The organism is Ferruginibacter profundus (assembly GCF_054783275.1).
On sequence record NZ_BAAGQW010000002.1, the window covers coordinates 38,420 to 61,282 of the forward strand.

The window sequence follows — 22,863 nt, forward strand, 5'->3', positions numbered from 1 at the left end:
TCAATCCTCTCTTATCTTAACCGGGTGAACCACTCTTTAAGGAGTGACCCACCCTATTGTACTTTATATCCCCTATTTAGCTTTTCCCTTACCTTTCTTTTTCTTTACTTCAATTGCTGGTTGTGGTATTGCCCAGCTTACCGTAGCTTCTGTAACACCAAAGCCGGCTTGTAATTTTTGCTTTGCTTTTGTAACATCCGTATTTAAAATACTAACAGCTTTTGTTCTTTCGCCCTGCACCATTGCCAACACTGCTGCACTGTCTTTATATTTTAAATTATTCAGCGTAATATTATCACTGTTTAAAACATAAGTAACCGGGTTGGTATTCTTACTTATCATGGTAATATTGTTCAATGTTATATTGCTGGCCTCCTGTATATCAATTCCTTCATCAGCCTGCAATACCGCATTTTCTATCCATACATTTTTTACATGCATCTCGGGAATGCCTCTTACAAATATTCCTTTTGCTGCACCATTGCAGGTAATATTTCTAAAGTAAAAATTCTGGAACTGTGGTGTGCTTTCGTCCACCGGTTTCATTTCCACCACCGGAGGCTCTCTTTTTTCGCCTGCTAAAACCACCGGGTCTTTTGCCATGTAATACATATCAAACAATATGGCTTCAGCAGCAATATCTTTCATGTTGATATTGTTAACGTAAATATTTTCCACCATACCGCCACGGCCACGGGTGGTTTTAAAACGAAGCCCGATATCTGTACCAATGAATGTACAGTTACTTACAAACATGTTATTGGTACCGCCGCTCATTTCGCTGCCAATTACAAAACCGCCATGTGCATGATATACCACGCAGTTTTTAACGATCACATCTTTTGTAGGCAACCCTTTTTTTCTTCCTTCAGCATCACGGCCACTCTTGATACAAATACCATCATCGCCGGTATCAAAATGGCAATCTTCCACTATAGCATTTTTGCAACTTTCCAGGTCCAGTGCATCTGTGTTGGTGCCAAACCATGGATTTTTTACAGTCAGATTCCTGATCGTAATATGTTCGCTGGCATTAAGATGCGTTGTCCATGCCGGAGAGTTTTCAAAAGTTACCCCTTCAATCAAAATATTTTTGCACTGAAAGATCCTGATCATATTAGGGCGCAGGTAATCTTTCACGTCTTCAAAATCCTGTAGTGTTTTTCCGCCCGCTAATTTCCCGATATTATTTGTAAGAGAGCCTTTCAATGCTTTTTCAGATGAATACCATGTTTTTTTAGCTTCGTTTAAAACACCGCCATAGTTTTTTTGCTGGGCTTTCCATTGGCTTTCGGTAAGTTTATCTTTACCTACCGGCCTCCAGTAAAAACCATTGCCGTTAATAATTCCTTCGCCGGTGATAGCAATATTTTCCAGGTTTTCCGCAGTAAATGGCGACTGGCATCTTGCAGCATCCACCCCTTCAAATGTTGAAGCTACTAATGGGTATTGATTAAAATCGGAAGTATAAATAATTAAAGCCCCTTTATCTAAATGCAGGTTGATATTGCTTTTCATAATGATGGGGCCGGTTACAAAACTTCCTCTTGGCACTACTACTACCCCGCCTCCGTTCTTTGCACATTCGTCAATGGTTTTATTAATAGCAGCAGAATTTAAAGTCAATCCATCTGCAACAGCACCATAGTTTACAATATTAAAAGTATCTTTCTTAAAATGCGGTGTATAGATCTTCGGTAATTCAAAAGCAAATTTTTCTTTAAAATCAGAGGGTGCTAAATATTTTGCCATGGGTAAATGCTGATCTTTAATTGCCTGGCAAACCAGTGACGCCATTGATGCAGCACCATATTCGCTGAAGTGGGTATTATCTTCTTTTGGTTTTTTATCTTTAAAATGATTGGCAGGAATGTGCAGGAAAAAACGTTTGCTGTTTTCAAATCCTTCTTTTAATATTAATGCTTCGCTGCTTTGGTGCAGATCAATTACGGATACATTCATTTGGGCTCCTACTTCTTTAACCACAGCAGGATAATCACCATGAGAATCTACAAACTTGCCAGTAGAATCGAAACTGCGGCGCATTACCGGCGTAATTAAAACCGGAGTTGCACCTTTACTTCTTACATCATTGATAAAGCGGATCAGATTTTCTTTATACACTGTATGCGCCGGTGCTCCTACTTCGATTTTATCTACTTTTTCATCATTATGCCCAAACTGTATCATTACAAAATCGCCGGCTTTTAAACGGCTCATCACCGTATCCCAACGATGTTCATTAATAAAACTTTTTGTACTGCGGCCATTTACAGCATGGTTTTGTATTTCCACATCATTGGTAAAGTAGTTGGGAAATAATTGTCCCCAGCCCCTTTCCGGATTATCTTCCAGGGGTTTGTTGGCACAGGTACTGTCGCCAATTAAAAAAATGGTGGGCTTTTTATCAGGCAGCATAAAGGCAAGGCTGCTGAAGGTTACAAGCAATATCGTTATGTACTTTTTCATGTTTTTATTTTCCACAAAGGCGCAAAGGCCACAAAGTTTTTATTTAATAAATTCTGTACTGTTCAATATAGATTTATTTATGTATAAGAGTGTCCCCAACAAGTTGGGGACCAATGAAGATGAACAAAGCATTGCAGCCCGGCTCAAAAAAATTTAAAGAACTTTTCTCAACCGCCGCCGGGGCCAAAAGCCGCCAACAGGGTTGTATTAACGTAAATCATTTATGTTTACCGGGTCCATATCGGTATAAATAAAATTCTCTCCGGCCATACCCCAGATGAATCCATAATTACTGGTACCGCATCCGCTATGAATACTCCATGGCGGCGAGATGATGGCTTCGTCATTACTTACTACCAGGTGTTTGGTCTCGGTGGGTTGCCCCATCAGGTGAATGATCTTTTGATTTTCGGGTACATCAAAATAGAAGTACGCTTCCATCCTTCGGTCATGCACATGCGTTGGCATGGTATTCCACACACTGCCTTCTTTTAAAATGGTTAAACCCATCACCAGCTGGCAGCTTTTTAATCCATCTGCATGAATGTATTTATAAATGGTTCTTTGATTGGCTGTAAATACCGCCCCCATTTCTGTGGGTGATGCTTTTTCTTTTTTCATCAGCTGCACTTTGTATGATGCATGTGCAGGAGCACTCAGCAAATAAAATTTAGCTGGTGTTTTTTTTGATTTGCTTTTGAAAGAAACTTTCTGGCTGCCTTTACCCATGTATAAACAATCCAGCCTGTTTACCTCGTAAGATTTACCATCCACAATTATTTCACCATCGCCACCTACATTGATAGCGCCCAGTTCCCGGCGCTCTAAAAAATAAGTTGCCTTTAAACAATCATATGTTGGCAATGCAATTGCTTTAGTGGTGGGTACCACTCCGCCAATGATCACCCTGTCGTAATGAGAATAGACAAAATTTATTTCGCCTGGCTTCATGATATTCTGTACTAAAAAATTACTGCGTAGTTCTTCAGCATTCATCCGGCTTACTTCAGCAGGGCTGTTGTGGAATCTTATTTGCATGTGTTTTATTTTATTGTGAATAATGAGTGCTGAGCCGTGAGTGGCAGCATTTGACAGCTACTGTTTTTATATCACGTTACGCTTTCAATATTCAAACTTTATACTTTATTTACTTTTTACTTGTCTACTTTATACTTTATTTACCGTACTTCCTATCTTCCCATCCATCCGCCATCAACGGTAACAATGCTTCCATTCATATAGTCACTGGCTTTGCTGGCGAGAAAAACGGTTACGCCTTTAAAATCTGCTGTCTCACCCCAACGGTTAGCCGGAATTCTATCCAGTATCGATTTGCTGCGAACCGGGTCAGCACGTAATGCTTCGGTATTATCGGTGGCAATATAACCCGGTGCAATACCATTTACATTAATGCCTTTAGATGCCCACTCATTAGCGAAAGCTTTTATTAAACTGGCGATAGCGCCTTTACTGGCTGCATAGCCCGGCACATTAATGCCTCCCTGGAAGCTTAGTAAGGATGCTGTGAAAATAATTTTACCACTACCCTGTGCAATCATTTTCTTACCCACTTCACGGGTAATGATAAATTGTGCATCAAGATTAATGGCTATTACTTTATCCCAGTATTCATCACTATGTTCTGCCGCAGGGTTGCGCATGATAGTACCTGCATTATTAACAAGAATATCGATCTGCGGATTTTCTGCCACCACTTTTTCAGTAAAATTTTTGAGGGAGGGCCTGTCACCAAAATCGCATTGATAAGCTTTGAAAGTACGGCCCAATGCAGTCACTTCTTTTTCTATTTCGCTGCCGCTTAGGGCAAGGTTGGCGGATACACCAATGATATTGGCCCCTGCTTCAGCCAGACCGATGGCCATTGCTTTACCGATTCCTTTATTACATCCTGTTACCAATGCCGTTTTTCCATTCAGCTTAAAATGGTCTAAAATATTCATTTTTACAATCGTTTAGGAACATCAATTTTACCACTATATTTCAAGGGAAAAAACTATTAAAAGGCTTTTATTTACGCAAACGTTGCCGATAACGTTTACTTACAAAATGTATTTCTCTTTATTCTCATAAATACCTTGTAATCCATTGTCTTTTCACTGTTTGTTTACTGGCTCCGGGTGCCAAAAAAGCTTCGGGAATGATCCTGTTTTCAGAGCTCTACCACCCGTTTTTGACCATTGCTTTGATAGGCTTTTTCTATCAACTTTATCACATCTCTGCCTTCTTCTGCAGTTACCGGTAAATCACTGCCGGTAGTTAAGGCTTTATAAATACCATCATAATAATCCATATAATTCCCATTGGCAGCGGCAAGGTATTTACGGATCAGCTGACCATCTTTTTCAGTGTGTAACAAACCCATTTCATTTTCAGGTTCTTTGCCCCAATCTTTAATGCCCGGTGATAGGCCGGCCTGCAATGCTTTTTCCTGCACATCGGTCCTGGCTTTAATAAAAGAACCTTTGGTGCCATGCAATGCATAGGAAGGCAATGGTTCTCTTACCACGTAACTTGCTTTTATCCGCACCCTCATCCGGGGATAGAATAAGAGCAGCTCCATATAATCATCTACCAATGAAATTTTTCTTGCAGCAATAATATCTGCAAAAATGGCCTGTGGCATGCCGAATAATTGCAGCGCCTGGTCAATAAGGTGAGAACCGAGATCGTATAATAATCCTGTACCGGGACCGGGTGTTTCTTTATGCACTTTGGGACTGAGTATTTCACTAAACCTGTCGAAATGAAATTCGGCTTCCACAATATCGCCTAGCCAGCCTTCAGTAACTACTTTTTTTATTATTTTATAATCACTGTCGTACCTGCGGTTTTGGTAAACGGATAATAATTTATTTTTTTCTTTCGCCAGTGCAATCAGTTCGTCACATTCTGTAACGGTAATGCAGAATGGTTTTTCAACAATTACATTTTTACCGGCAAGCAATGCTTTTTTGGCAAGATCGAAATGTGTATAGTTGGGTGTATTTACAATTACCAGTTCAATGGCTTCATCATTCAGTAAAGCTTCGTAGCTATCAAAAGATTTTATGGAAGGATATTTTTCTGCTGCCTTTTTTTGACTTCTTTCCCACACGCCATACAAGTCAAAGCCTTTATGTAAATTCAAAAACGGCGCATGAAACACCCAGCCACTCATACCGAAAGAACACAATGCAGTTTTAATAGTTTGCATGATCGATGTTTAATCCACAATTAAGATTGAAACCACTAAGTGGTTTTGTTTTGCCACGGATTACACGGATTTGCACGGATAAATACAGCATACTGCAAGAAAAACTAAAAATCCGTGTTAATCTGTGTAATCCGTGGCTATTATTTTTGTTGCGATGCAATAAAATCTACGCATTGGCCAAAGCCCTGTCCAGGTGCACATAACCGCCATCCACATATACTAATTGCCCCGTGGTATGTACGGATGACACCAATTTACACAGATGAATACAGCATACAGGAAAGACTAAAAATCCGTGTTAATCTGTGTAATCCGTGGCTGTTATTTTTTTGCGATGCAATAAAATCTACGCATTGGCCAAAGCCCTGTCCAGGTGCACATAACCGCCATCTGCATATACCAATTGCCCCGTGGTATGTACGGATGACACCAATTTACACAGATGAATACAGCATACAGGAAAGACTAAAAATCCGTGTTAATCTGTGTAATCCGTGGCTATTATTTTTTTGCGATGCAATAAAATCTACGCATTGGCCAAAGCCCTGTCCAGGTGCACATAACCGCCATCCACATATACTAATTGCCCCGTGGTATGGCTTGATTTTGAGGACAACAAAAAGGCCACCGCATTCGCAATCTCTTCTGCTGTTGTCATCCTGTTTTCCAAAGGAATCTTGGCCTCAATCTCTTTTAATTTTTCCTGCGGATTGGGTAATGTTTCAATCCATTTGGCATATAAAGGCGTAAAACATTCTGCCACCACTACTGCATTTACCCTGATACCATATTTTAATAATTCTACCGCCCATTCTCTTGTTAATGCATTTCTTCCGCCATTGCTTGCCGCATAGGCAGAGGTATTGCCCTGGCCGGTATCTGCAGTCTTGGAGGTGATGTTTACAATAGCGCCCTTTGATTTTTTTAATTCAGGTAAGGCATAATGTGCCAGTAAATAATAATGCACTAAATTCTTATGCAGGGAAGCCATAAACTTTTCGTAATTGCCGCTTTCTAAACCAACACCATCATTTACACCGGCATTGTTTACCAGGCCGTCAATACGATTGAATTTTTCTACTACTTTTTTAACTGCTGCTTCGCATTCCGCAGGCTCCGATAATTCTGCTACCACCTGGAAAGCTTTACCGCCGGCGGCTTCCACAGCAGCCACTGTTTTTACATTATCTGCTTCGTTGCGGCCAACAATAATGGTTACAGCACCTTCTGCGGCCAATACTTTTACAATGCCTTCGCCAATGCCTTTTGCGCCACCACTAACGATGATCACCTTATCTTTTAAATGTAGATCCATATGTGTTTGTATTATACTTCAAATGTAGTTTAATGCGCAGGCAAAATGTATGCAATCGGATAATTATTTTGTAAGATTATCATTTTACAACATTACACTATCCTGTACCTGTATGATGGAAAAAAATGCGCTAAAGTGCTGCCCGGCTTTTAAGTTGAGGCAAATAGTTTAAGGTTGCCACCCCCGTTACCAGCGGTTGATCCAGTTCTTAAGCCTTTCCAGCCAGTTATCATCGGTGGTTTTATTATTCATTCCAAAACCGTGGCCGCCCTTGGGATATAAATGCATTTCGGCCGGCACTTTGTTTTTTATGCAGGCTTCATAATAACGCAGGCTGTTTTCTACCGGCACGGCACCATCATCACCCGCCTGTACCAGGAAAGAAGGCGGCGTATTTTTGGTAACCTGTAATTCGTTACTGAAAAAATTTGTTTTTTCAATGGTGGCTTTGGTGCCTATTAAATTATTGCGGGAGCCTTTATGAGTGATCGTACTATCAAAACTTATAACAGGATAGATGAGTATTGCAAAATCGGGACGCACAGATGTTGTATCATTATTGTTTGCATCCGCTTTAAAATCAAAATGTGTTGCAGCGGTTGAAGCCACATGGCCTCCAGCAGAAAATCCCATGATGGCAATTTGTTTACTGTTAATGCCCCATTCTCTGGCATTGCTTCTTACTAAACGAATTGCCTGTTGTGCATCCTGTAATGGTGCAAGGCTCCTGTCAATATTAAAACTATCGTCGGGCAGGCGGTACTTCAGCACAAAAGCTGTAATGCCCCAGCGGTTCATTTCTTCGGCCACTTTTGTACCTTCTTTATCAAATGCTAAAATACTGTAACCACCACCCGGGCAAATGATCACCGCTTTGCCATTGGGTTTTGCAGGTTTAAAAATAGTAAGCGTGGGATTACTCACCTTTGCTATCCGGGTTACATTATCCTTAAAAACAGAATTTTCTCTGTCGGAGGCCCCTGTTGAATTGGGTACGCCATTTTTGTATAACGGTATTTCTACACCTGATTTATTCACAAATAAAGTTTTATCAAAAGTTTTCACAATCGGCCTGTTAAACCATGCATACCCATTTGAATCTACCGCCTTAACATAGTTGTATATAACAGGCAGACTATATAAACCGGCCTGTTGTTTATTTAATTGTCTGGCCCATTTTACCCTGTTGGTAATTACTGCCCCTTCGCCGGTGTTCTTATATTCTGCATAAAAAACAGTTTTTTCATTGGCAGGATTATTCCAGTTATCCCAGCCTTCCGGTGCTATTACCTTCGGCAAATTACAATTAATAAAAACAGTTCTGGCATTGGTGCGCCAGGGCCTGCCCAGGTATAATTTTGTTACTGCACTGTCTGCAATGATTTTGCAATCCACGAAAACAAACCCGTATGCTTTCCCAATGCTTGTACTTGCTGCTGTAATGAACGAGTTGGTTTTACCTTTAATGACACAGTTCTTAAACACTGCTGTGGCCGGACCAAAAATAAAATCTGTGGTGCCCTCAATATAACAGCTGTCAAATAACTGGTTCGATTTTTCGCCACTGGCAAAAATGGTATCCTGGTTGCCCAGGAATTTACAATTTTTAAATACTGCTTTGTCAGCGTCAACATACAATGCTACCGCCTGCCCTACAGCACCGGCATTATTGGCGAAAGTAATATTCTCTGCACGAAAACGGTTGCCCGAAATTTTTGCGGTATAGGAAGTAAAGGTGGTCAGCTTTCCTTTGCCTGAATAATCATTAAAAACAATAATGGTACTATCCACACTTTCCCCGATAAAGTTCACATCCGTATTATTGGCAGGCAATTCTATCTTTTCATTGTACACACCGTTTTTAATATACAAAGTGATTGGTGCCAATGGGTATACCCTCATGGCATCAATGGCATCCTGTATAAATAAATAATCGCCGGTGCCATCTTTGGCAACAGTAAATACATATTTGTATTGTTGTGGGTTAGCGGTTTGCGCAGTAGCGTCCAAAACCAAAAACAGTAATGCTGTATACAAAACAATTTTTTTCATCTTTCTCTATTTGGGTTAAATACTTTTTTCAAAAATGCGTCTATATAATTTACAGTGGGTATAAACCAGGGGTTAAACAAACAAAAGGCATGCGGCGAATTTTCAAAGGTCTGTACTTCGGTGTAAATATGATACTGTTGCAATATTTTCACATACTCATCCCGGCCTGCATGCATTCTTGCCACGGCGCTGTTTAAAAATAAAGTGGGTGGTGTATTGGCCCCGGCATAGCTTAAAGGAGAGGCCGCCTGCCACAGGGTAAAATTTTCCTTTTGCGTATACCCCATCCAGTAAGTACTGGCCCCGATACTTTTACCGGTATCGCTTCTTTCAGAACTTTCTGCATGTACAAAAGAAAGTGTGCCGTCAATATCCACCAGTGCATTTACATGCGATGGCGTTTTAACCGGGCCATTACCGCCTTCAAATAAAGGCATATTGCCCGTTGTTGCTAAAAAAGCTGCCAGTTCGCCACCTGCAGAAAAACCGGCAACCACAATTTTAGCGGTATCGATCTGGTATTTATCCGCATGATCCCTCACCCATCGTATTGCCGCTTTTAAATCATAAATGGCAGCCGGAAAAAGTGCTTCTGTTGAAAGCCGGTATTCCGGGGTAAAACAAACATACCCTAATGCTGCCAGCTGCTGTGCCAACGGTTGGTGCTGTGTTCTGCTGCCTGACCGCCATCCTCCGCCATGGATAATGATGATAGCAGTGCGTAATGCAGCTGCGTTTTGTTTTGGATAAAACACATCTGTTTTCAACGATCTTTTACCAACCTTGCTGTAAGTAATATTTGCTTTATTTGTTACTGATGGTAGTTTTTCTTTCCCGGCAATTGAAATGCCCGGGTATTGTTTTTTTGCATTTATATAAGCACTGTAAACAGAGAATGAAGTATCTGGCCTGCCCGTAAGCCCTGTGAGCATTTGCGCAGTTGCTGTGGCGGCAAAACCCCATATGCCGGTTAATGCAACCAGTATTTTAGCACTATGATAATTTCTCCCTGTCATCAATCAATTATTTAAAAGGATTGGGTTTTACAGCACCGGTTTCTTTCAGCCACAGTTCCAGTAAATTTAACCACAAATCGGTAGAACCCGGATTTTCATCTAGCCGTATCCCATGCCCGCCCTGCGGAAATACATGAATGCTGGCATTTATTTTTTTATCTGCCAGGGCATTATAAAAAAGTAAACTGTTCCGCACATTTACCGTACTGTCGTTTAAAGCATGCACAATAAATGTGGGGGGTGTAAAAGAAGATACCTGTAATTCAGAAGAATATTTTTCAACTATTGCAGCGGTAGTATCTGCACCTAAAAAAAGCCTTTTGCTTCCGGGATGTGCGTATTTACCCATGGTAATAACCGGCGAAAGTAACACCATAAAATCCGGACGATAACTATAGCCATCCAATGAATCTTTAATTGCCGACTCATCATTTACATGCGTACCCAATGTGCTGGCCACATGCCCGCCTGCGGAAATACCCATCACCCCAATTTTATCCGGCTTAATATTCCATTGTGCAGCATTGGCACGAATGATACGCATAGCTCTTTGTGCATCCTGCAAAGGCGCTAACTCCCTTTGTGCCAAATCCGTTTGGTTGGGTAAACGATACAGCAGCACAAAAACATTTATACCCAATGTATTGAACCATCGGGCAAATGTGAATCCGTTATACACATAAGACACTCTTTCGTACCCGCCGCCGGGGCAGATCAGTACCGAGCTGCCGTTGTTATCTGATTTAGGAACAATGAATGCATATATACCAGGATCGGCTACACGCCAGGCCCGTTCATTAAAAATACTATCCGTAATTTTTTTGCCGTTGCTGTTGGGCTTTTTGCCAACAGGCCATAAAGGGATAAACTGCTGTGCCTGCATTGATAAAGCATAACACATACTGCATAACAATAGAAGCGTCTTTTTCATAAGTCTATTTCTTTATTGCGGGAACAACAATTCTATCGGCCAGTTCCAGCTTTAAATTTCTTATTGCTGCCAATACCAACTCTGCCATTCTTCTTGCGCCAAACTCAGTAAAGTGAGTATTATCTTTCTGCCCGTTGGGATAATTAGGATGTTCAAGTGAATCCAATTGCATAAAAAGGAATTTTGAATTGGCCGGGCCAAATTGTTGCAACAGTTCACGGCTCTTTGCATCCAGGTCAATAACCGGAACATTTAACTGCTTACCTACTTCCCAAACAGCGGCGGAATATTCCTTATGCGTTTCCTCTATCTTTCCTTCTTTATCAAAACGCATTCTTGTTACCGGGGTAATTAAAACAGGGTTGGCTTTTTTAGCTCTCGTTTCAGTAATAAATGTAACAAGGTTTGCTTTATAATCAGCAACAGGAGTATACCTGTCTTTATATTTTTCTTCTTTAGCTTCGTCATTATGGCCAAATTGTATCAGCACATAATCACCTTCCTGTAAACTATCTGCCACAGGTTGCCAGCGGTTTTCACTGATGAATGTACGGGTGCTCCTGCCACCTCTTGCCCTGTTATCAATAACCACTGTAGAATCAAAGAAATACTTAAAAGGCATGCCCCAGCCTGTAAGGGGTGCCCGTGATGGCTCATACTCACACATGGTAGAATCGCCAACCAGGTACAATTTAATTTTCTTTTTAGGAGGAAAGACAAAAGCTGTTACCAATAAAAGAATTGTACTGAAATAAACAAACTTTTTCATGCTGCCTGTATTTTGTTTAAAAAGGGCTGTCCCCAACAAGTGGGGACAGCCTTCAAAACATAAACGATTAATGAGAAAAAACTATCTTAATACCCGAAGTTCTGTGGTTTTAAATTCGGGTTAGCGTCTATTGCTGACTGTGGTATGGGGTACAATTGGCTTTTGCCATCTGTAAATCCGTAACCCAGGTAATTTACATAAGTAGTAGTAATGTTTGTATTGGCAAACCAGTTAACACGATTGGTTCCGCTTGGTAAAGCGGTATTACCGTTAGTTGGATCTAAAGGAGCAGCAGCAGGTGTTGGGAAATAAAATGAATTAGCCCATATCTGCCCGTTTTCTGCCGGTGCATTCTGATAGAACCACATTTGCTTGGGCAGGTTGGCTGTAAGTGTGTATGCAGGTGGTGCTGCCTGGTAAGAAGGTGCTACCATTGCTGTACCTGCAGCCATTTTTGCAAGGTTTGCTTTTGTTTCAGTTAATGCAGTGCCTAACAAATTCCAACGGATCAGGTCCCATTTACGGATGCCTTCGCCACCAAATTCCAGCATTCTTTCTTTCACTAATAATTTAAAGAAGTCAGCTTTTATTCCGGGATTAGCAGGTACCAGAGCAGCATTGCCGTTATGGCCACGCTGGCTTACTTCTTTAAAGGCATTATAAGCATCAGCAGTAGGACCGTTAATTTCATTCTCTGCTTCTGCAAACATCAATAACACATCAGCAAAACGTATTAGCGGCCAGTTAAGCTGCATATTTTGTAAAGATGCATTTGAAGATGGTGTTGTAGTTACAGGATTGGTTCCGGTAGTTACACCATTACTGAAATAAAACGACGGGCTGGAAACCCAGTCCCTTCTGAATTTACCATCATAAATACTATTGCTGGCATGGCCTCTTCCAAACACATCACGTACCACTTCAAAAGGAACAAAAGTTACATCTCTTCTTAGATCAGTGGAATCAAACTGGTAAAAATAAGTGGGCAGCATATTACCTAATGAACCACCTACACCATTTATTTTAGTACCGGATTGGAGGCCGATCTTACTATCAGAATTGGTACCATTGGCCATTGCCACCTGCATGATCAGTTCTCCGTTAGGATCTACTGCTTTATGTGCATCAATCACATCTTTAAATAAACCTTTAAACGTGGGTGCCAATGTATGCTGTGTTCTGTTTTGCATCAGCTCCCAGCACTCATCTTTTGCGATCTTATAAAAATCAAGATAATTGGCAGGCCTTGAAATCTGTCCGCTTAAATTAGTAGCATATCCTCCTGCAAACAAAGCGATCTTGGCTCTTAATGCCATTGCAGAACCTTTGGTAAAACGTTCGTCTTGCGTAACGGCTGTTCTCCATGGCATTAAACCTTTTGCAATAGTTAAGTCATTAAGCAGGTGAGTATAAATGGTATCCCTGCTGGTTCTTTTAGGAAACAGGTCGGGTACAAAAGCTGATGGCACCCATTGTGCAGGTACATCACCCCATAAACGCATCAGTTCAAAATAATACTGTGCCCGTATGGTAAGTGCTTCGCCCAACATTCTTCTCAACTCAATATTATCTGCAGATGTTCCGGTTTCGCTGTATTGCGGCATTTTTGGAATATAGTAAATACAGTTGTTAGCTCTTTCAATACCTGCATAAAACTGGTTGAAAGTACTTACGATATCTGTGTTACCCGCCACCAATGTATAATGTGCTTCCTGGTGCCTTAACTGGTCCAGTGCTGAGCCGCCACCCATAATGATATCATCATCATGCGCATAATAATAACTTACCCTGATGCCATAGCCAAAATCGCCGGCCATTGAAAAATAAGCGCCATTTAAAGCAGCTTTGGCATTGGGTATATTTCCGAATACAAAACTTGGGTCAAAAGTTGAGACCGGGTCGGGAGATAAATATTTTTTACATGAAACAGAAAGCAGCATGGTAAGGATCATTACTGCAATCAGCCCTTTTACATTTTTAATTTTACTTTTCATATTAATAGTTTTAATGTCTTAGAATGATAAATTTAAACCTGCAAGCATGGTACGGCCTCTTGGATATGCAGAGTAATCAACACCCGGTGTTAACGGGTTGCCTCGTTTTGCATTTACATCTGGGTCGTAACCGGAATAATTGGTAATAGTGGCAACATTATAAACGGTTGCATAAAACCTCAGGCTCGAAATCTTTACTCTTTTCAGCAATGCTTTAGGAAGTGTATATCCTAAGGTAATATTGTTGATCCTTAAAAAAGAACCATCTTCCACTGCATAAGACATCGGGTAAAAACCGGTGGTTGTTCTGATGGGTTGCCAGATGCTGGCACCGGCATTTAAAGCGGCCAACTGATCAGGTGCAATACCTACTGTGGTAGTTGAATTGATTTGTTTCTGCACCAGGTTACCACTGCCATCAATCACTTTCCAGCGGCCATTCATTTTAGAAAGTACATTGGCATCCACACCATAAGTGTTGGAATATTCCAGGTTGTTGGCATTGTAAATATCATTACCGTAAGAAAAATTGGTAAATACATTCAGGTCAAAATTCTTATAAGAAAAAGTCTGGTTGAAGCCACCGGTAAATTTTGGCAGTGCATTACCAATCACAGCCCTGTCGCCATCTAAAGTGATCTTGCCATCGCCATTAATATCCTTGTATTTGATCTGTCCCGGTGCAACCAGGTCGGCCAATACAGATATCGGATCGGGCATACCTGCTTTTAATGTGTACTGTGTGGTTAAATTAGGATACGCAGCATTTGCATACGGCGTGGTGGTAAAATCATTAACACCGTAAAAACCATCCACCACTAATCCATACATGGTACCAACGCTTTCTCCTACTTTTAATAAATAATCATCGGAGTTGGCCGTACTGAACCAACCTGAATTTGCAGTAAACTGTGTATTGCTTCCTAAACTAAGGATCTTGTTTTTATTGAAGGCAATATTAAAGTTGGCATCCCATTGAAAATCTTTCTTCTTCAAAACGGTAGCGCCTAACTGCAATTCCACACCCCTGTTTCTAACCGAACCTACGTTTTGGTATTGCGTGGTATAGCCTGATGTGGCCGGGAATTTATTTTCAATCAACAGGTCTTTTGTAGTGTTAGAATAAAGATCAGCTGTTAAAGTGATCCTGTTATGTAAGAAACTCAGATCAAAACCAAGGTTTTTGGAATCCAGTGTTTCCCAGGTAATAGCTGGATTACCCAATCTTGATGGTGTAATTAATGTATAAGCCAACGCATCGCTTAAACCATAACCACCGTTTGACGGAGTGGTATACCCCGTAGTGTATCCGTAAGCGTTGATCCTGTTATTACCAGCCTGGCCAACACTAAATCTTATTTTGGCATCGTTGATAAAATTTATATTCTCCATAAATTTCTCCTGCGAAACCCTCCATGCAGCTGCTACAGAAGGGAAGTAACCCCATTTCCTGTTGGTAGAATCTGTAAGGGGAATAGCGCTTGAAAAGTTAGGCCCGAATAATGAAGAACCATCCGCTCTTAAATTAAAGGTTAACAGGTACTTCCTGTTGAAATTGTATTTAAGGCTTGTAAAGAATGAAACCTGCCTGGTGGTAATTTCTGAAGAGGCTGGTTTGGGTTGAGAAAAACCTGCAGGAGCAGATGCCAGGCCAATATTGGCAAAAGCAGCTTCCGGCTTTAACCCAACAGGAAAATACCTTACCTCAAGAGAATTTAATTTATTTACAGTTTCGTAAATCTCATGCCCTATCAATAAATCAAGCCCGTGTTTGGTTTTAAACAAAGAGGGATTAGAGTAGGTTACCACATTTGAATTATTAATGGTGTACCTGTCATTATTGGTTAAAGTTAAGATCGGTAATTTATTAAAGGTTCTTGAAGTGGCAGTTAAGGTATCATCAAAAGCTTTTGATTCGGTTTTATTTACATCATAACCAAAAGTGCTGCGAAACGATACATTCTTAACAATATTATAATTAAAGTAACCGCTGTAATTATAAGCCGTAATAGTTCTTTTCCTGTACTCGGCCTGTAATACTTTTAAAGGATTCAATTCATTTAAACCGTTACCGGGGTTACGGGCATCCAGGTCGGCATCATAGGTATCTTCCGTCTGGCCGGGTAATATCAGCGGACGGTAGCGGGTAAATTGTCTTAACCTGTTACTGCCTGCACCGCCCACATCCGATGTGCCGGCGCCATCCACACTTTGCACATTATAACGCACATTAAAACCTACTTTTAATCTGTCACTTACTTTGTGATCAAACTTAAAGCTGGCTAATTTTCTGTCGTATTTGGAATTCAGTAAAAGTCCCTCCTGCCTGTTGCTGGTAAGGCTTAAATTATATTGTGTGGCAGCAGTACCACCGCTCACAGAAATATTATGGGTAGATTGTTTGGCGCTGCGTCCCATGATCCTTTCCTGCCAGTCCATCGGGTTTGCATAGTTGCCATACGTAGAAGCAATGGTATCATAATTGCTCATTCTTTTAATGTACTGGGCAGCAACCGCAGTATCCGTTGGATTTTCGGTGTACTTTGCCCGCTCATAAGCCAGCAACACAAAATTATAAGGGTCCATCATGTCCAGCTTTTTAGTGATATTATTAACCCCATAAAAAGTATTGTAGGCCACGGTTGTTTTTCCCTGTGTGTTTTTGCCGCCTTTAGTGGTAATTAAAAAAACACCATTAGCGCCCCTTGCACCATAAATGGCAGTAGAAGCAGCATCTTTAAGTACCGTAACATTTTCAATATCCTGTGGTGAAAGTACAGACAAGGCATTTTCAATCTGTATACCATCAACAACATATAATGGCGATCCGCTCTGCGTAATAGAATTTCTTCCTCTTACAAAAAGGTCAACATCTGCACCGGGCGTACCTTCTGATACACTTACCTGCACACCCGCCAGTTTACCTGCAAGTGCTTCGGCAGCAGAGTTGGCCGGGTTATCTTTTAAATCTTTTGCACCTACCGAGGATACTGATGCCGTAAGGTCTTTTCTCCTTACGGTAGAATATCCTACCACCACCACATCTTCCTGGGTAACAGCTTCCCTCACCAGTTTAACCGTCACATCTTCATTGCCGGTTACATTTACAGTGGTGGTACCGTAACCGATAGAGGAAATAACAAGGCTTACTGTTCCGCTACCCGGAACGGAAATAGAAAAGGCACCATTCTTATCAGTCTGGGTTCCCTTCTTTGCATTTTTTTCAATTACATTGGCACCAACAATGGGTGCGCCGTTTTCATCCGTTACCTTACCCTTAATGGTTTTATTTTGCGCCATAAGCGTAAAAGGCAGAATAAAAAAAATTGTGAGCAGTACTAACAACTTATTCATATAGCAGTATTTAATTTACAAAGTGGTGAGCGGCATCATCGTTTTTCGGGGAGAAAACCAACCAGGTGCTGCAGCAATCAATACTCAATGTTAAAACTTTTTTTTGCTGCACAAATTGAGCAGGCTCAGTATTTTTACGCAAACGTTCCCGATAACGTTGCCGCATTATTTTATACCCTTAAAAAGCTGTAACTTCAAAAAAATAACGGTGATTTGCACCTGCCAAAAATGAAAAGATGAAGTTTGAACCGGTTACAATAAAGGATATAGGAAAAGCATTAGGATTATCTACTTCCACAGTAAGCAGGGCCCTGCGAGGCAGTTATGAGATCAGCTCAGAAACAAAAAAACTGGTGCTGGAGTATGCCGAAAAGATCAACTACAGGCCCAACCCGATTGCTTTAAGTTTAAAAGAGCGGCGCAATCATTCGCTGGGTATCATTGTTTGCGAAATTGCCAACAACTTTTTTTCCCAGGCTATTAATGGCATTGAATCTATCGCCTATAACCGCGGCTACCATGTTATTATATCGCAAAGCCATGAATCGTTTGAAAGAGAATCGGTGATAGTGGATCATATGGCTTCAAGATCGGTGGATGGTTTACTGGTATCGGTATCCAGCGAAACCAAAGACTACGCTCATTTTAAACAATTGTACGATAAGGGTCTCCCGATAGTTTTTTTCGACAGGATCGTTAACGAGATCAATACACACAAAGTAATTGCGGATAATTTTAAAGGAGCCTATGATGCTACAGAACATTTAATTCAGAATGGGTTTAAGAGAATTGCCCACATTACCAGCGCTCCTTATCTATCTATTTCAGAAGAAAGACTGGAAGGGTACAAAGAAGCCCTGCGCAAAAACAATATTGAGTTTGATGAAAAACTGGTGCACCATTGTTATCACGGAGGTATGATATACGATGAAGTGGAAGAAGCGCTGAAAAAAGTATTCAAACAAAAACAAAAGGCAGATGCATTGTTTGCTGCAGGCGACCGCCTTACCACTACCTGTATGCAGGCCTTACAAAAGCTCGGCAAAAAAATACCTGATGATATTGCAGTGATAGGTTTTACCAATACCAACCTGGGAGAGTTATTCAATCCGCCGCTTTCGGTAGTGCGGCAGCCGGCATTTGAAATTGGCCAGGTGGCAACAGAATTACTCATCAGCATGATTGAAAGCAAAAGACCGGTCACCGATTTTCAATCCAAGGCATTGCAGACGGAACTGATCATAAGAGACTCCACTTCAAAAATAAAAACAAGTAAATGATGATGAAGACAAAATGGCGAACTCACGATTCACCATTCACGATTCACCATTCACGACTCACGCAAATGAAACTCCAATTCTGGTCAGTAGGCAAAGCACACGAACCGCATGTAAAAGAAGCTGTGGAAATGTTCACTAAACGCATCTCACATTACTACCCGGTGGAATGGAATATTATTCCTGTACCTAAAAATACAGCGATGCTGAGCGAAATGGACCTGAAGAAAAAAGAAGGAGAGACCATTTTAAATTTTCTGCAAAAAGACGATTACCTGGTGTTGCTGGATGAACGGGGCAAACTGATAAAAAGCGAGGAACTGGCAAAATTTATTGAAATACGGGCCAATGAAAGCGTAAAGAAAATGGTATTTTTAATTGGTGGCGCCTTTGGTGTAAGCGATGAGGTGATGAAAAGAGCCAATTACAAATGGAGTTTATCGCCATTGGTTTTTCCGCATCAATTGGTACGCCTGATCCTGGCCGAGCAGGTGTATAGGGCATGTACGATTATTAAAAACGAAAAATATCACCACACTTAAATTATTTAATTCGCATTTATGGAAGAACTATCGCAATTTCCGGTTACGTTTTCAATTATAGCATTAACTGTTGTTGTTTCCCTGGTTGGCTTCAGCAATCACGACCTGAAAAACAAAGCCATATTTTATCCTTATGGAATGAACGCCCCATCAGAATATTACAGGTTTTTAAGTCATGGATTGATACATGCTGATTTTATCCATTTGTTCTTCAACATGTTTACTTTATACTCGTTTGGTCGGTTTGTAGAGATAGAATTGTTTAATAAATCAGAGTATGTCATATTATATGTTACAGCTTTGGCTGTAGCGTCCGTTTATGATTTTATAAAAAACCGTAACAATCCCAGTTATGCTGCATTAGGTGCTTCAGGTGCAGTTTCGGCAGTGTTATTCTCCTCCATCATTTTCGATCCCTGGGCAAAAAACGTGGCCTTATTTGACCTAATCTCACTTCCTAATATTGTGTTTGCGGTGCTGTATTTATGGTATTGTATATATAGCAGCAGACGAGGCGGAGATAATATCGGGCACAATGCGCATTTTTCGGGCAGTATCTATGGCTTCGTATTTGCAGCCATATTAAGGCCTGAATTATTTAAAGGTTTTATAGAGAAGCTTATTCACCCGTCTTTTTAAATACGAGCTGCAGTATTTGTTTTGTTCCATCGGTGATCTTAAAACGATTGTCGATTCGCAGGCCAATTACCCAGACTATTTTTTTATTGCTTTCTATTACCCAGACAGATTCTTTTTGTGTAAGCGATAATTTCTGATCGATAAAAAACCGGCTGAGCTTCTTTTTCTTCTGCATACCCAGGGGGTAAAAATAATCGCCTTGTTTCCATTTGCGCAGCAGCAGGGGAAATTTAATTTCAGCAGCATCAAGCTGTGCAGTTGATGGCTGATGGCTGATAGTTGATAATTGCAAATACTTTTCAATTTCTACTACACCGCCTTCAAAATTTATAGACGTATCATTTTCTTCAATTAAAATATTTTGTGCGTCATCAGTTTTATTGGGAGAAATGATCAGCCATTTGCGGTTCCTGATAATTCTGTGAGAAGAAGACCGAACATACTTACCCGATTCGCTTTGTAATAAACCAATTACTTCTTCTGTTTGCGGTGCCGTAAAATTATAGTCTTTAATGATCTCGTAAACAATACTCGGCAAAGGCCTTAGCTTTTGCAGCTTCAGTACAGGGATATGCATTTCATTCCCTTTTATTTCCAGTAAGTTCTTTTTATGCATTTCAATAGCCTGTGTATACAGTTGTTCGGCTTCACCAAAACGGCTGATGTTTTTTAAAATATTTTCATTGACTGCAGGAAATACTTTTTGAACAGCAGGTATTAATTCGTTACGAAAATAATTACGTGTAAAATCGTTTTGTTCATTGGTAAAATCTGTTACAAACGCTAATTTATTTGTCGTAGCAAATGCCTGCAATTCCTTTTTGGTTGTAAAGAGTAAGGGCCGTACAATTTTATTTTGTTTGGGTAAAATTCCGTGTAAGCCTTTAATGCCTGTACCTCTGAAAAAATTCATCAGCACTGTTTCCACATTATCATCAGCATGATGTGCGGTTACAATATAATTATAGCCGTTATCAATACGCAGCTCTTCAAACCAGCCATACCGCAGATCCCTTGCCGTTTCTTCTACCGATTTTTTTTCCTGCCTGGCAACAGCGTTTGTATCAAATGAAATACCATGAAAAGCCACACCGTATTGCTGTGCCAATGATTGCACAAATGCTTCATCTCTCCTGCTATCCCCTGCCCTCAGATTAAAATTGCAATGTGCCATTGCAAAAGTATATCCTACCTGTTTGCATAATTCGCATAGCACAACAGAATCAACACCACCGCTTACCGCAAGCAATAGTTTATCTTTCGGGTGAAAGAGATTTTCTTTTTTTATATACGCCGTAAACTGTTTTTGTAAAATCATACTATCTTTAATCTATGCACAAACTGGAATGGCCCTGCAGAATTTTATTGGTGTTGAATTGTATCATTGCCTTATCAGGTTACATTAGTTTTTTACAGGCACACGCTCAATTAGTTTCCCCGATCATTCCTTCAGCAACAATTCATTTAATTGTAAAGCAACAAATGTTTAACAGCCTTATCACAGGCATTCTCTTTTTGATGGCTTTGTTATTTTATTTTTTCCAAAAAAGAATGGCTACTATTATTATCAGCACCTTTTCTATTCTTGCCTATTACTATTTATTAAACCTTATTCAAATATAGAATCAGGTACGCTTCAATCTTCCCTATTATCAGGTTCTCCCCAACTTGTTGGTAACAGAAGAACTCCCTACTCTTCCAGGTCTTCCTTTGCGCCCTGCAACTCGTTATAGGAATGATTGTCCCCCGATCTTTTAGCCTCCCACATGCCTCTCTCATATACTTTAATGGCCTTTTCAAATTCACCGGCACGTTCCAGCAACTTCCCTAAATGATAGTACGACCCGATATAGGTAGGCTCACGCAGTAAAATTTCATTAAACAGCTTACGGGCTTCCTCGTCCTTATCTACCTTAATGTATTCCAGCGCCAGCGCATGTTGCAAAAAACTATCCTTATCGGAGGTTTTCATGTATTCCAGCAATTTTTCTATCCTGCTCATGGTATTAAAAATATTTTTTGGTTTTTGCTTTGTATAATGTCTTTTGCTCTTATCTTTGTAAATAGTTGCATAAACAACTAATTAACACCCCCTGGTTGAAAGGGGCTAAAAGATTGTCAATATGAAGATACTTGTTTGCATTTCAAAAACGCCGGACACAACGGCAAAAATAGCCTTCAGCGATAACAATACGAAATTTGCTGCTGATGGTGTACAATGGATCATCAATCCCTACGACGAATGGTACGCTTTGGTAAGGGCTATCGAGTTAAAAGAAGCTGATCCTTCCACAGTTATTCACCTGGTAACAGTTGGCGGTGCCGATACAGAACCCATCATCCGCAAAGCACTGGCATTGGGTGGCGATGAAGCCATCCGCATTAATGCCGACAGCCAGGATAGTTTTTATATCGCTTCGCAAATTGCCGAAGTGGCAAAAACCGGCGGTTACGACCTGATTTTTACCGGTAAAGAAACCATCGATTACAATGGTTCTTCCATTGGTGGTATGGTAGCTGAATTACTGGAGCTGCCTTATGTTTCCCATGCCATTAAATTTGACCTGGCAGATGGCGCTGCGGTAATTGTACGTGAAATTGATGGCGGCGAAGAAACCAACAAAGTCGGGCTACCCCTTGCCGTTAGTTGCCAGAAAGGAATGGCCGAACAACGCATTCCCAACATGAAAGGTATCATGGGTGCCAGGAGCAAACCACTGAAAGTACAGGAACCCGTTGCTGCTGATGCTTTAACTTCTGTTATATCATTTGATCTGCCACCTGCAAAAGCCGGTGTTAAGTTAGTATCTCCTGATACACCTGAAGAACTGGTTCGTCTTTTACATGAAGAAGCTAAAGCTTTTTAATTGATAATGGGTTAATGGATAATGTTGCAAATTCAAGTCATTATTCATTTCTTAATTATCTACTCATTAAAGAAAACATTGTAAAGAACAAAAGTTTTTTATTTGCTGTAAGAATTGTTAATCTATACAAATTTTAAAGAAACAGCATAGCGAATATATAATATCACAACAATTAATAAGGAGTGGAACTTCAATTGGAGCAATACCCAGGGAAGCGGAACATGCAGAAAGCACGAAAGATTTTATACACAAACTGAGTATAGGATTAGAAGAAGCGAATGAATCTAAAGACTGGCTGGACTTGCTTTTGGCAACAGGGTTTATTTCAAAACAATGTTCGACTCTTTAAACACAGACTGTGAAGGACTATTAAAATTGCTTACTGCAAGCGTAAAAACCAGTAAGCGAAAAATTAAATAAATTA

At 40.4% G+C, this 22,863-nt stretch carries 19 protein-coding genes; 6 read left to right on the forward strand and 13 right to left on the reverse strand.

Annotated features, from left to right (window positions below):
- Positions 1–72: 72 nt before the first annotated feature.
- The 11 genes from ACYVM0_RS10310 to ACYVM0_RS10360 form a co-directional block, all read right to left on the reverse strand.
- Positions 73–2,469, reverse strand: coding sequence for a glycosyl hydrolase family 28 protein (locus tag ACYVM0_RS10310; protein WP_460556479.1), 2,397 nt, complete (start codon positions 2,467–2,469; stop codon positions 73–75).
- A 207-nt stretch (positions 2,470–2,676) separates the two neighbouring features.
- Positions 2,677–3,507, reverse strand: coding sequence for a 5-dehydro-4-deoxy-D-glucuronate isomerase (gene kduI / locus ACYVM0_RS10315; protein ID WP_460556482.1), 831 nt, complete (start codon positions 3,505–3,507; stop codon positions 2,677–2,679).
- A gap of 152 nt (positions 3,508–3,659) precedes the next feature.
- A complete protein-coding gene (locus ACYVM0_RS10320; protein ID WP_460556485.1) occupies positions 3,660–4,430 on the reverse strand; it encodes an SDR family NAD(P)-dependent oxidoreductase in 771 nt (256 codons plus the stop codon).
- 209 nt (positions 4,431–4,639) lie between these two features.
- Positions 4,640–5,683 (reverse strand): oxidoreductase, encoded by a 1,044-nt coding sequence (locus ACYVM0_RS10325; protein WP_460556488.1) that lies wholly within the window; start codon positions 5,681–5,683, stop codon positions 4,640–4,642.
- 526 nt (positions 5,684–6,209) lie between these two features.
- Positions 6,210–6,998 (reverse strand): SDR family oxidoreductase, encoded by a 789-nt coding sequence (locus ACYVM0_RS10330; protein WP_460556491.1) that lies wholly within the window; start codon positions 6,996–6,998, stop codon positions 6,210–6,212.
- A 186-nt stretch (positions 6,999–7,184) separates the two neighbouring features.
- The gene (locus ACYVM0_RS10335) at positions 7,185–9,050 is read right to left on the reverse strand and encodes a pectinesterase family protein (RefSeq protein ID WP_460556494.1); all 1,866 of its coding nucleotides are present in this window, start codon (positions 9,048–9,050) and stop codon (positions 7,185–7,187) included.
- On the reverse strand, positions 9,047–10,066 hold the full coding sequence (locus ACYVM0_RS10340) for an alpha/beta hydrolase fold domain-containing protein (protein WP_460556497.1): 1,020 nt from the start codon (positions 10,064–10,066) through the stop codon (positions 9,047–9,049). Before ACYVM0_RS10340 ends, ACYVM0_RS10335 begins: the two co-directional genes overlap by 4 nt.
- A 7-nt stretch (positions 10,067–10,073) precedes the next feature.
- Positions 10,074–10,997, reverse strand: coding sequence for an alpha/beta hydrolase (locus tag ACYVM0_RS10345; protein WP_460556500.1), 924 nt, complete (start codon positions 10,995–10,997; stop codon positions 10,074–10,076).
- A gap of 4 nt (positions 10,998–11,001) precedes the next feature.
- Positions 11,002–11,766 carry a rhamnogalacturonan acetylesterase gene (locus tag ACYVM0_RS10350; RefSeq protein ID WP_460556503.1) on the reverse strand — a complete coding sequence of 255 codons (765 nt, stop codon included), beginning with the start codon at positions 11,764–11,766 and terminating at the stop codon, positions 11,002–11,004.
- 86 nt (positions 11,767–11,852) lie between these two features.
- Positions 11,853–13,760 carry a RagB/SusD family nutrient uptake outer membrane protein gene (locus ACYVM0_RS10355; protein WP_460556506.1) on the reverse strand — a complete coding sequence of 636 codons (1,908 nt, stop codon included), beginning with the start codon at positions 13,758–13,760 and terminating at the stop codon, positions 11,853–11,855.
- A gap of 18 nt (positions 13,761–13,778) precedes the next feature.
- The gene (locus ACYVM0_RS10360) at positions 13,779–17,114 is read right to left on the reverse strand and encodes a SusC/RagA family TonB-linked outer membrane protein (protein ID WP_460556509.1); all 3,336 of its coding nucleotides are present in this window, start codon (positions 17,112–17,114) and stop codon (positions 13,779–13,781) included.
- Between the two features lie 236 nt (positions 17,115–17,350).
- Here ACYVM0_RS10360 and ACYVM0_RS10365 point away from each other — a divergent pair, with 236 nt between their 5' ends.
- From ACYVM0_RS10365 to ACYVM0_RS10375, 3 genes are all read left to right on the forward strand, one after another.
- On the forward strand, positions 17,351–18,394 hold the full coding sequence (locus ACYVM0_RS10365) for a LacI family DNA-binding transcriptional regulator (protein WP_460556512.1): 1,044 nt from the start codon (positions 17,351–17,353) through the stop codon (positions 18,392–18,394).
- A gap of 65 nt (positions 18,395–18,459) precedes the next feature.
- Complete coding sequence (locus ACYVM0_RS10370) at positions 18,460–18,933, forward strand: 23S rRNA (pseudouridine(1915)-N(3))-methyltransferase RlmH (RefSeq protein ID WP_460556515.1); 474 nt, start codon at positions 18,460–18,462, stop codon at positions 18,931–18,933.
- Positions 18,934–18,951: 18 nt separating this feature from the next.
- Complete coding sequence (locus ACYVM0_RS10375; protein WP_460556518.1) at positions 18,952–19,572, forward strand: rhomboid family intramembrane serine protease; 621 nt, start codon at positions 18,952–18,954, stop codon at positions 19,570–19,572.
- Here ACYVM0_RS10375 and tilS read toward each other — a convergent pair.
- A complete protein-coding gene (gene tilS, locus ACYVM0_RS10380; protein WP_460556521.1) occupies positions 19,553–20,890 on the reverse strand; it encodes a tRNA lysidine(34) synthetase in 1,338 nt (445 codons plus the stop codon). The two genes, ACYVM0_RS10375 and tilS, sit on opposite strands and share 20 nt — an antisense overlap.
- Before the next feature lie 14 nt (positions 20,891–20,904).
- Here tilS and ACYVM0_RS10385 point away from each other — a divergent pair, with 14 nt between their 5' ends.
- Positions 20,905–21,195: a hypothetical protein gene (locus ACYVM0_RS10385; RefSeq protein WP_460556524.1), complete on the forward strand. Its 291-nt coding sequence runs from the start codon at positions 20,905–20,907 to the stop codon at positions 21,193–21,195.
- Positions 21,196–21,262: 67 nt separating this feature from the next.
- On the opposite strand, the gene ACYVM0_RS10390 is transcribed toward ACYVM0_RS10385, so the two are convergent.
- Positions 21,263–21,574 carry a tetratricopeptide repeat protein gene (locus ACYVM0_RS10390; RefSeq protein WP_430990724.1) on the reverse strand — a complete coding sequence of 104 codons (312 nt, stop codon included), beginning with the start codon at positions 21,572–21,574 and terminating at the stop codon, positions 21,263–21,265.
- A 121-nt stretch (positions 21,575–21,695) separates the two neighbouring features.
- On the opposite strand from ACYVM0_RS10390, the gene ACYVM0_RS10395 reads away from it, so the two are divergent.
- Complete coding sequence (locus ACYVM0_RS10395) at positions 21,696–22,439, forward strand: electron transfer flavoprotein subunit beta/FixA family protein (protein WP_460556528.1); 744 nt, start codon at positions 21,696–21,698, stop codon at positions 22,437–22,439.
- Positions 22,440–22,569: 130 nt separating this feature from the next.
- The gene (locus ACYVM0_RS10400) at positions 22,570–22,788 is read left to right on the forward strand and encodes a four helix bundle protein (RefSeq protein WP_460559871.1); all 219 of its coding nucleotides are present in this window, start codon (positions 22,570–22,572) and stop codon (positions 22,786–22,788) included.
- Positions 22,789–22,863: the final 75 nt, after the last annotated feature.